This window comes from Caenimonas sp. SL110 (assembly GCF_001044395.1).
In the GTDB taxonomy this organism is placed as follows: domain Bacteria; phylum Pseudomonadota; class Gammaproteobacteria; order Burkholderiales; family Burkholderiaceae_C; genus Ramlibacter.
Genome location: NZ_JANU01000028.1, coordinates 17,474 through 27,735 on the forward strand (window position 1 = coordinate 17,474; position 10,262 = coordinate 27,735).

General features: G+C 64.7%; 6 protein-coding genes. 4 read left to right on the forward strand and 2 right to left on the reverse strand.

The features are described 5' to 3' along the window. Nucleotides 1-6 precede the first annotated feature (6 nt). Entirely contained in the window at nucleotides 7-1,548 is a 1,542-nt protein-coding gene (locus AQ12_RS13675; protein ID WP_048440487.1) for an alkaline phosphatase, read from the forward strand. Beyond that, nucleotides 1,545-4,307: a 7TM diverse intracellular signaling domain-containing protein gene (locus tag AQ12_RS22180; protein ID WP_053076726.1), complete on the forward strand. Its 2,763-nt coding sequence runs from the start codon at nucleotides 1,545-1,547 to the stop codon at nucleotides 4,305-4,307. The genes AQ12_RS13675 and AQ12_RS22180 overlap by 4 nt, the downstream gene beginning before the upstream one ends. Before the next feature lie 10 nt (nucleotides 4,308-4,317). Here AQ12_RS22180 and serB read toward each other — a convergent pair whose 3' ends face one another. Next, nucleotides 4,318-5,043: a phosphoserine phosphatase SerB gene (gene serB, locus AQ12_RS13685; protein WP_048440488.1), complete on the reverse strand. Its 726-nt coding sequence runs from the start codon at nucleotides 5,041-5,043 to the stop codon at nucleotides 4,318-4,320. Between the two features lie 197 nt (nucleotides 5,044-5,240). Continuing rightward, nucleotides 5,241-8,828, reverse strand: coding sequence for a transcription-repair coupling factor (gene mfd / locus AQ12_RS13690; protein WP_048440489.1), 3,588 nt, complete (start codon nucleotides 8,826-8,828; stop codon nucleotides 5,241-5,243). Between the two features lie 65 nt (nucleotides 8,829-8,893). Between mfd and ispD the strand changes: the two genes are divergently transcribed. Continuing rightward, complete coding sequence (ispD, locus tag AQ12_RS13695) at nucleotides 8,894-9,595, forward strand: 2-C-methyl-D-erythritol 4-phosphate cytidylyltransferase (RefSeq protein WP_048440490.1); 702 nt, start codon at nucleotides 8,894-8,896, stop codon at nucleotides 9,593-9,595. Beyond that, entirely contained in the window at nucleotides 9,592-10,083 is a 492-nt protein-coding gene (gene ispF / locus AQ12_RS13700; protein ID WP_048440491.1) for a 2-C-methyl-D-erythritol 2,4-cyclodiphosphate synthase, read from the forward strand. The genes ispD and ispF overlap by 4 nt, the downstream gene beginning before the upstream one ends. Nucleotides 10,084-10,262: the final 179 nt, after the last annotated feature.

Below are 10,262 nucleotides of genomic sequence, written 5' to 3' on the forward strand. Positions count from 1 at the left end.
TTCGCAATGGCACATGCCTCTCCTGAACGGCGTCGCCTGCTGCAACTGGCAGCAGCGAATGCAGCAACCCTCTGGCTGCCGCGCAGCGCATGGAGCCAGCCTCGATTGGAGACCGACCCCTTCGCACTGGGCGTTGCGAGCGGATCGCCCTCGCACGACTCGGTGGTGTTGTGGACCCGGCTGATGGCGCCGTCCCTGGTGCAGCAGCCCGTCACGGTGCGCTGGGAAATCGCACACGACCACCAGTTCACGCGCATCGCGCAGCGCGGCCAGGTGCAGGCCTTGCCCGAATTCGCGCACTCGGTACACGTCGAGGCCGCAGGGCTGGAAGCCGATCGCTGGTACTTCTACCGCTTCATGACAGGCGATGCGACAAGCCCCGTGGGCCGCACCCGCACCTTCCCCTCGCCCGATGCGCAGGCGCAGCGCCTTCGGCTGGCTTACGCCTCTTGCCAGCGCTGGGAGCACGGCTACTACGCCGCGTGGCGCCACATGCAGGCAGAGAACGTCGATGTGGTGATGTTCCTGGGCGACTACATCTACGAATACGCCACGGCAGCCAGGGCCATTCGCACCCATACCGGCGGGGTGACGCAGACGCTCGATGACTACCGGGCCCGCCACGCGCTGCACAAGAGCGACACCGACCTGCAGGGCATGCATGCCGCGTGTCCGTGGATCGTCACCTGGGACGACCATGAGGTGTTCAATGACCATGCGGGGCCGCAGCTCGATCCGGCCAGGAGGGCCGCGGCCTATCAGGCGTTCTACGAACACATGCCGCTGCGTGCATCGGCCCTGACGCGCGCGCTTGCGGGGCTGTCTGAAGGAGCAGAGCTGCGCCTGTATTCGCAGATTCCGTTCGGCAGGCTCGCCAATCTCTACCTTCTCGACGGTCGGCAGTATCGCGACAGGCAGGTGTGTTCGGGCGGGAACATGTCGGGCTCCATTTCACTCGACCCGGCGCGTTGCCCCGAGTGGGACGACCCGAAGCGCTCGCTGCTCGGAGCCGCGCAAGAGGCCTGGTTCGATGCATCGCTGGCTCGGACCCGACCCGGCTGGAATGTGATCGGGCAGCAGTCGCTGTTTGGTGAGCGTGATTTGCGCGCCGGTCCCGATCGAGCCCTGTGGAACGACGGCTGGGACGGATACGGTGCAGCGCGCACGCGCCTGACCCAGTCGCTGGTGCGCCACCAGGCGGCCAACCCGGTGCTGCTGGGTGGTGACGTGCATGAGAACTGGGTCGGCCACGTCAAGGCCGACTACTCGCGTCCCGATAGTGCGGCTGTCGGCGTCGAGTTCTGCGGCACCAGCATCACGTCGCGTTCATCAGGCCAGTCGCGGATTCCCGGATGGCTTGCCGAGAACCCGCATTTTGTGTTCGCGGATTCGCTGGGCAAGGGCTATGGGATTGCGGAATTCACCCCGTCGCGCCTGACCACGACGCTGCGCGTGGTGGACGATGTGACCCGCAAGGACACTGGCATCCGCACGCTGGCGCAGTTTGCTGTGCAAGCCGGGCGGCCGGTGGTGGAGCGCGCGGGATGATGCACTGGATGCGCCGCTGGTTCTTCTTCGCGCTGTGTGCAGTCGCGTGCGGTGCGTCGGCGCAATCAATGCCGCCGACATCACCTGCCGGCGGCGAACTCACCATCGGTGGTGCTGACAGCTATCCGCTTGCGCGCTCGTTCACCGTGATGGCCGATCCGGGCAGGGCCATGACCCTGGCCGATGTTCTCAAGCCCGAAGCGCAGGCCCGGTTCAAGTCGGTGCCGGCAAGCGGTCCTGGTGCCAATTTCGGGCTCACCGCGGCTGCTATCTGGCTGCGGGTGAATCTCAAGACAGAAGCCGGTGCCCCGCGCGACTGGCTGCTGGAGATTGCCTACCCGCCGCTGGATTCGATCGAGCTGCATGCGCCCGACGCCAATGGGGTCTACGAGGTGCAGCACGCAGGCGACCAGCAGCCGTTCGCAAGCCGCGTCATCGCGCATCGCAACCACGTCCTGGCGCTGCATCTCCCCGCTGGCACCAGCAACGTCATTTACCTGCGCCTGCAATCCGGGGGCACGGTGTCGGCTCCGGTGACGCTTTGGCAGCCCGCTGCGCTCTGGCGCCACGACCAGGCGAACTACGCTGCGCTCAGCCTGTACTTCGGGCTGTTGATCGGGCTGCTGCTGTACAACCTGCTGCTGTTCGTGTCGGTGCGTGATGTGGCCTACCTGGTGTATGTCGCGTTTGCCGGTTCGATGGCCCTCGGCCAGGCTGCGCTGACGGGGCTGGGCGGGCAGTTCCTGTGGCCCTCGCTGACCTGGTGGAACAGCGTGTCACCGCCGATCGGCCTTTCGGCGGCGGCGATCTTCGGCCTGCTGTTTGCGCGGATTTTTCTGGCGAGTGCGCAGCGCTTGCCTCGCATCGACAAGCTGCTTCTGGCGCAGGTCGCAGGCTGGGTGATGGCGCTGCTGGCGGCCGCGATGCTGCCTTACGTGGTGTCCTCGTACATGGTCACCGTGCTGGCCGTGGTGAGCGTTGCGACCATGGTCGCGCTCGGCATCATCAGTGTCAGGCGCGAGTTCGCCGGTGCGCGCTACTTCATCACGGCCTGGGCCGTGCTGCTGGTCGGCGTGGCGGCGCTCTCGCTGCACAACGTCGGTGTGCTGCCGTCGAATGTCTTTACCGCCAACGCGCTGTTGATCGGGTCTGCGCTTGAGATGGTGCTGCTGTCTTTTGCGCTGGCCGACCGGATCAATGTGGCGCGCCGGTTCAAGGAAGCAGCGCAGGCCCGCATCGCAGCCGAGCACGCCATGGTGGAGGCGCTCAGCCAGTCGCAGGACCGGCTGCGATCGGTGCTGGAAGAGCGCGAGATCATCCTGGAAAGCTCCATCGTCGGCATCGCATTCCTCACGCCCCAGGGGCGGTTCCGTTGGGCGAACCAGGCGATGCTCGACATCTTCGGATCGGCCACACGCAGCAGCACGTCGATGGAGCCGTTCTACCTGTCGCGCGAGCAGTACCTGCGCGTCGGCGGCGAAGTGGCTTCGTGTGTGTCACGAGGCGAGGTCTATGAGACCGAACTGCAGATGCGCCGCGTGGACGGCTCGCTGATCTGGGTGTCGCTGTCGGGCAAGGCGGTGAGCCGCGAGAACCTGAGCCAGGGCACGGTCTGGGTCATCATGGACATCACGCAGCGCAAGGAACTCGAAGCGCAGCTGCAGAAATCCAGTTCGGAGCGAGAGGCGATTCTCAACAGCGCGCTGGTCGGCATCGTGCTGTCGGTCAATCGCCGGCACGAGTGGGTGAACGACAAGTTCGCGGACATGCTTGGCTATCCGCGGCAGGTGTTGATCGGCCAGTCGTCGGCGTACATCCACCCCGATGAAAAAGAGTGGGAGCGCTTTGGCGAACTGGCGCGCACCGCGCTGGTCAACACCGGCTCCTACATTTGCGAGCGGCAACTCAAGCGCCGAAACGGCAAGCTGTTGTGGGTGGAGATGGGTGGCAGCTGCATTCGCCCCCACGACCCTGATTCGGGTGTGATCTGGACTTTTCTGGACATCACCGAACGCAAGAAGTCCGAAATCGAAATCCGCGAAGCACTGGAGCAGCAAAAAGCGTTGAACGAATTGCGCAGCCGCTTCGTCGCGATGACCAGCCATGAATTTCGCACGCCGCTGGCGGCGATCCAGTCCGCCGAAGAGCTGCTTCGCCACTATGGCGACCGGCTACCCCAGCCCGAGCGCATCGAGGTTCTCGACAGCATTGCATCGGGCGTGCAGCGCATGTCCCGCATGATGGACCGGGTGTTGCTGCTGGGCCGGGCGGATGCGGGCATGCTGGAGTTCGAGCCGCAGCGCCTGGACCTGGTTCAGTTATGTCGTCAGCTGGTCGCGGAAGCGCGGGCGCAGCAACCCGGCGAGAAGCGCGAGGTGAACCTTGTTCTGGGTGAGGGTGTTGGCGTGGGCTCGTACGACGAGAAGCTGCTGCGCCACGTCCTGGGCAACCTGCTGTCGAATGCGCTGAAGTACTCGCCGGGCGGGGGCGAGGTGCGCTTTGGGGTGCGCCGCGAGATGCAGGACAAGGGCAGTGTCACCGTCTTCGAAGTGTCCGACCAGGGAATCGGCATCCCGGCCGATGAGATTGCGCACCTGTTCGAATCGTTCCACCGCGCGAGCAATGTCGGCGCGATTCAGGGGACCGGGCTTGGCCTGGCGATTGTCAAGAACGCCGTCGAGATGCACGGCGGGACCATCGAGGTACAAAGCCGCATCGGGGAGGGGACGACCTTCACCGTGCGGCTGCCGCAGCATTGAACCTGGCGATTCAGCGCACGACTTCCAGCAGGCGGTCGAGGCCGCCTGAGTTGATGGCCACCATGGCCTGTTCGCGCACTTTCGGTTTGGCGTGGTAGGCCACGGACAGGCCGGCGATGGCCATCATCGGCAGGTCGTTCGCGCCGTCACCCATCGCGATGGCCTGCTTCGCAGAAATGCCCAGCTGGGCGCAGGTTTCTTGGAGCATCTTGCGTTTTTCTTCGCCGTCGCAGATGTCGCCCCAGGGCTGGTCGACCATGCGCCCGGTGAGCTGTCCGCAGTTCGGTCCGGACTCGATTTCAAGCACGTTGGAGCGGGTGAAGTCGATACCCAACTGGTCGCGAATGCGGTCGGTGAAAACCGTGAAGCCGCCGGAGACCAGGAGGATTTTCAGGCCTGCGGCCTTGCACGCGGCAACGAGTTCTGCGGCGCCCGGATTGAGTTGCAGGCGCTGTGTGTACACCTGTTCGATATCGGCCACGGTGACGCCGCGCAGCAGCTTCACGCGGCGACGCAGGCTTTCCTTGTAGTCGGTGATTTCGCCGCGCATGGCGGCTTCGGTGATGGCAGCCACTTCTTCCTTGCGTCCGACGGCATCGGCAATCTCATCGACCGACTCGATATTGATGAGCGTCGAGTCCATGTCGAATGCGATGAGCTTGAAGTCCTTCAGCGATAGCGGTGGCGTGAAGCCTTGCGTGACGAGGCCGGGGGAGAGTTCGAGTTGCGATGTCATGCGTGGATTTTCCCATGGGGCGCAGCCCTTTCGCCGCGCTGTCATGCCGGACTCGATCCGGCATCCACCGCGAAGCGTCGACCGCGTTGGATTTGGAAGCCGTCTGGATTGCGGATCAAGTCCGCAATGACAGCCTGAAGACCTGTCATGCCGGACTCGATCCGGCATCCATGAACCCGCACGTCCTGGATGGCGAGTCAGGAGCCCTCAGTCACCTTCGGCTGCCCCAGCGAGCGCAGCACGTCGCGCACCATCTGCGCCCGGTCCTTGGGGTCCGGTTGCGCGCGCTCGATGCGCAGCTTCTCATTGCCCGCCAGCTTGATGTGCCGGTTCTTTTGCACCAGGTCGATGATGCGCATCGAGTCGATAGGCGGGTTCACCTTGAACGTGATGTGCGTGACGCCGGGCGCTGCGTCCACCTTCACAACGCCGTACGGCTTGGCCAGCACGCGCAGACGGTGCACGTCGATCAGGGTCTGCGCCTGCGGCGGCAGCTTGCCGAACCGGTCGACGATTTCTTCGAGCAGGGCGTCGATCTGGTCGGAGTTCTTCGCCGTGGCCAGCCGCTTGTAGAACGACAGGCGCAAGTGCACGTCACCGCAGTAATCATTGGGCAGCAATGCGGGCGCATGCAGGTTGATTTCGGTCGTGACGGAAAGCGGCGAGAGCAGGTCGGGCTCCTTGCCGTTCTTGAGCGAGCGAACCGCCTCGGACAGCATCTCGTTGTACAGCTGGAAGCCGATCTCCAGCATGTTGCCGCTCTGGTTTTCGCCCAGGACTTCACCCGCACCGCGGATCTCCAGGTCGTGCATCGCCAGGTAAAAGCCCGAGCCCAGTTCTTCCATCTGCTGGATGGCGTCCAGCCGCTGCGAGGCCTGCTTGGTCAGGCTCTCGGTGTCGGGCACCATCAGGTAGGCGTAGGCCTGGTGATGGCTGCGGCCCACGCGACCGCGCAACTGGTGCAGCTGCGCCAGGCCGAAACGGTCGGCGCGGCTGATGACGATGGTGTTGGCCGAGGGCACGTCGATGCCGGTCTCGATGATGGTGGAGCACAAGAGCAGGTTGAAGCGCTGCGCCACGAAGTCGCGCATCACGCGCTCCAGGTCGCGCTCGGGCATCTGGCCGTGCGCCACTGCGATGCGCGCTTCGGGCAGCAGCTCTTCGAGCCGCTCGCGCCGCGCCTGTATCGTCTCGACTTCGTTGTGCAGGAAGTAAACCTGCCCCCCACGCTTCAACTCGCGCAGCACGGCTTCACGAATGACGCCGTTGCCTTCATTGCGCACGAATGTCTTGATCGCAAGCCGCCGCTGCGGCGCGGTTGCAATCACCGACAGGTCGCGCAGGCCTTCCAGCGCCATGCCCAGCGTGCGCGGGATCGGCGTCGCGGTGAGCGTGAGCACATCGACCTCCGCGCGCATCGCTTTCATCGCTTCCTTGTGCCGCACGCCGAAGCGATGCTCTTCGTCGATGATGAGCAGGCCCAGGTTCTTGAACTTGGTCGATTCCGACAGCAGCTTGTGCGTACCGACGACGATGTCCACGCTGCCATCGGCCAGGCCCTTGAGCGTGGCGTTGACTTCTTTCGTCGAGCGAAAGCGCGAGACTTCGGCGACCTTGACCGGCCACTTGCTGAACCGGTCGATGAGCGTCTGGTAGTGCTGCTCGGCCAGCAGCGTCGTCGGCGCAAGAAATGCGACCTGCTTGCCACCGGTGATCGCGATGAATGCAGCACGCAAGGCGACTTCGGTTTTACCGAAACCGACGTCGCCACACACCAGGCGGTCCATCGGCTGCGGCGACACCATGTCCTGGATGACGGCGTGGATGGCGGCATTCTGGTCGGCGGTTTCATCGAAGCCGAAATCGTTGGCGAAGACTTCGTAGTCCTGCGGCGAATAACGAAATGCATGGCCTTGCCGCGCGGCCCGGCGTGCATAGATGTTGAGCAGTTCGGCGGCCGTGTCGCGTACCTGCTCGGCAGCCTTGCGGCGAGCCTTTTCCCACTGGCCCGAGCCCAGCTTGTGCAGCGGTGCTTCGTCGGCTGACACGCCGGTGTAGCGGCTGATCAGGTGCAGCTGGCTGACCGGCACATAGAGCGTGGCCTTGTCGGCGTATTCCAGGTGCAAAAATTCCTGCACGGCTGCTGCGCCGTCGGGTCCGTTGCCTTGTCCGAGATCGAGATTGACCAGTCCGCGATAGCGCCCGATGCCGTGCTGCGTGTGGACGACCGGGTCGCCGACGTTCAGCTCCGACAGGTCCTTGATGAGCGCTTCGACATCGCTGACCTGTTCCTGCTTCTTGCGGCGGCGCGTGGTCGGGCCGGCGGCGAACAGCTCGGTCTCGGTGATGAAGTCGATGCCTTCTTCGAGCCAGGCGAAGCCGATGTTGAGCGGCGCGGTTGCGATGCCGATTTTTTCATCGGCGGTGCGGAATTCGTCGAGCGAATCGAAGGCGGGTGGCGAGAGATGGCTCGCCCGCAGGAAGTCGAGCAGGCTTTCGCGGCGGCCGTCGCTTTCGGCCAGGATCAGCGCGCGGTGCTGCGTGTTGCGCAGGTGCGCCTTGAGCTTGGCGAGCGGGTCTTCCGCGCCGCGGACGACGGCCATGGGGGGGAGGAAGTCGAACTCGGCGTAGGGCGGGTTGCCCTCACCCCCGCCCTCTCCCGCCAGCGGGAGAGGGAGTAATGCACTCGCTACCTGCCCGGTCGTTTGTGTGGGCAGATTTGCTCCCTCTCCCGCTGGCGGGAGAGGGTTGGGGTGAGGGCGGTCTCCCCCCCGAATCGCCAGCTGCGCATGCTCATTGGACTTGCCATAAAACTGCTCAGCCGTGAGAAACAGGGATTCCGGCGGCAGCGCGGGCCGTTCCCTGTCCCCCTGCACCAGCCGATACCGGTCCCGCGTGTCCTGCCAGAAGCGCTGGAACGCGGGTTCCAGGTCGCCGTGCAGCACGACGGTGGAGTCCTTGCCCAGGTAATCGAACACCGTCGCTGTCTCTTCAAAGAACAGCGGCAGGTAGTACTCGATGCCAGCGGTCGCCACGCCGTTGCCCATGTCCTTGTAGATGCGGCTCTTGGTCGGATCGCCATCGAGCAACTCGCGCCAGCGGCTGCGAAACCGCGCGCGCGCATCGTCATCCATCGGGAACTCACGCCCGGGCAGCAAACGCACTTCCGGCACGGGGTAGAGGCTGCGCTGCGTATCCGGGTCGAACGTACGGATCGAGTCGATTTCATCGTCGAACAGGTCCACGCGATAGGGCACGTTCGAGCCCATCGGGAAGAGGTCGATCAGGCCACCGCGCACGGCGTATTCACCCGGGCTCACCACCTGCGTCACATGGCTGTAGCCGGCAAGCGTCAGCTGGGCCTTGAGCCTGGACTCCTCGAGCTTCTGCTTGACCTGGAAATGAAAGGTGTAGCCCGCAAGAAACGCGGGCGGTGCCACGCGGTACAGCGCGGTGGTGGCCGGCACCACGACCAGGTCGGCCTCACCCTGCGAGATGCGCCAGAGCGTGGCCAGCCGCTCGCTGATGAGGTCCTGGTGCGGCGAGAAGGTGTCGTACGGCAGCGTCTCCCAGTCGGGGAACAGGGCGATGCGCAACTCGGGCGCAAAAAAGCCGATCTCGTCGATCAGCCGCTGCGCATCGGTGGCGTCGGCGGTGACCAGGGCGGTGAGACGGCCCGCCGCCTTCTCGCGCTCGGCCACGCGGGCCAGCAGCATCGCATCGGCTGAGCCTGGGGGGCGGGGCAGCGTGAATCGCTTGCCTGTGGTGAGTTTGGGTAAATCCATGAATAAATGCGAACACCCCGCGCCTGGACAGGGAGGGGTGTGCAGGTCGATTCTAGAATGGTCTCATGCCTACCCGTGACAGCAGTCCCCAATCCCGTTTCTTCGCCCTGGTTCCTTGCGCCGGAACCGGCAGCCGCGCCGGAACCCACGGTCCCAAGCAATATGAGCGCATCGCTGGACAACCGATGGTGTGGCACACGCTCGCAGCCTTTGGCGCGGTCAAACGCATTGCGCGCACCCTGGTCGTCGTCGCGCCGGGTGATGGGTTTTTCGAGCGAAACCACACGTCGGCGCTGGTGGTGGCGTGCGGCGGCGCGACTCGCGCGGCCAGCGTGCAGAACGGCCTGTATGAGCTGACCCGCGTTGGCGCGACGCAGGACGACTGGGTGCTGGTTCACGATGCGGCTCGCTGCCTTATTACGCCGGCCCTGATCGATTCGCTGATCGATGCCTGCGCAGACGATGAAGTGGGCGGGCTGCTTGCGCATCCATTGCCAGACACGCTCAAGCGCGAAGAAGGCGGCCGCGCTGTCGAGACGGTGCAACGCGAAGACAAGTGGCTGGCCCAGACGCCGCAGATGTTTCGCATCGGCATGCTGATGGAGGCGATCGAACGTGCGGCTGGCGTTGTCACCGATGAAGCCTCGGCGATCGAGGCGATGGGTCACAGGCCGCTGCTGGTGCCCGGTGGATCGCAGAATTTCAAGGTGACCTGGCCGGACGATTTCGCGCTGGCCGAAGCCGTGCTCAAGGGACGCACGCGATGAGCGCATCTCAATTTCGTATCGGTGAAGGCTGGGACATCCATGCGCTGGTGCCGGGGCGCAAGCTGGTGCTGGGCGGCGTCGACATCCCGTTCGAGCGCGGCTTGCTCGGGCACTCGGATGCGGATGCCTTGCTGCACGCGATCACCGATGCCTTGCTCGGGGCTGCGGGGCTCGGGGATATCGGCCGGCATTTTCCCGACACCGATGACCGGTTCAAGGGCGCCGACTCGGTGGTGCTGCTCGTTGAAGCTGCGCATCGGGTGCGCGAGCGCGGATGGCAGATCGGCAATATCGACAGCACCGTGATTGCGCAGGCACCCAAGCTCGCGCCGTATATCGAAGCGATGCGCAACCGGATTGCGCTCGCGCTGGATCTCGCGCCGGACGTGGTCAACGTCAAAGCCAAGACTGCGGAGCGGTTGGGGCCGGTGGGGCAGGGGTTGGCGATCGAGGCGCGTGCGATTGTTCTCTTGAACACGGATCGCTGATCGAGCAGTGCTGCTTGCATGCCAGCAACAAGGGCTGTCATGCCGGACCCTTCGACGAGCTCAGGAGAGCCTATCCGGCATCCACCGCGAAGCGGCGACTGCCGTCGAAGTCATGGATTGCGGATCGAGTCCACTACTGTCCGGAGAAGCATTCTCATCCAGATCGCAACCCCATGATT

Coding starts and splice junctions, on each gene's coding strand:
- AQ12_RS13675 (WP_048440487.1), top strand. CDS start 7: ATGGCACATGCCTCTCCTGAACGGCGTCGCCTGCTGCAACTGGCAGCA.
- AQ12_RS22180 (WP_053076726.1), top strand. CDS start 1,545: ATGATGCACTGGATGCGCCGCTGGTTCTTCTTCGCGCTGTGTGCAGTC.
- serB (WP_048440488.1), bottom strand. CDS start 5,043: ATGACATCGCAACTCGAACTCTCCCCCGGCCTCGTCACGCAAGGCTTC.
- mfd (WP_048440489.1), bottom strand. CDS start 8,828: ATGGATTTACCCAAACTCACCACAGGCAAGCGATTCACGCTGCCCCGC.
- ispD (WP_048440490.1), top strand. CDS start 8,894: ATGCCTACCCGTGACAGCAGTCCCCAATCCCGTTTCTTCGCCCTGGTT.
- ispF (WP_048440491.1), top strand. CDS start 9,592: ATGAGCGCATCTCAATTTCGTATCGGTGAAGGCTGGGACATCCATGCG.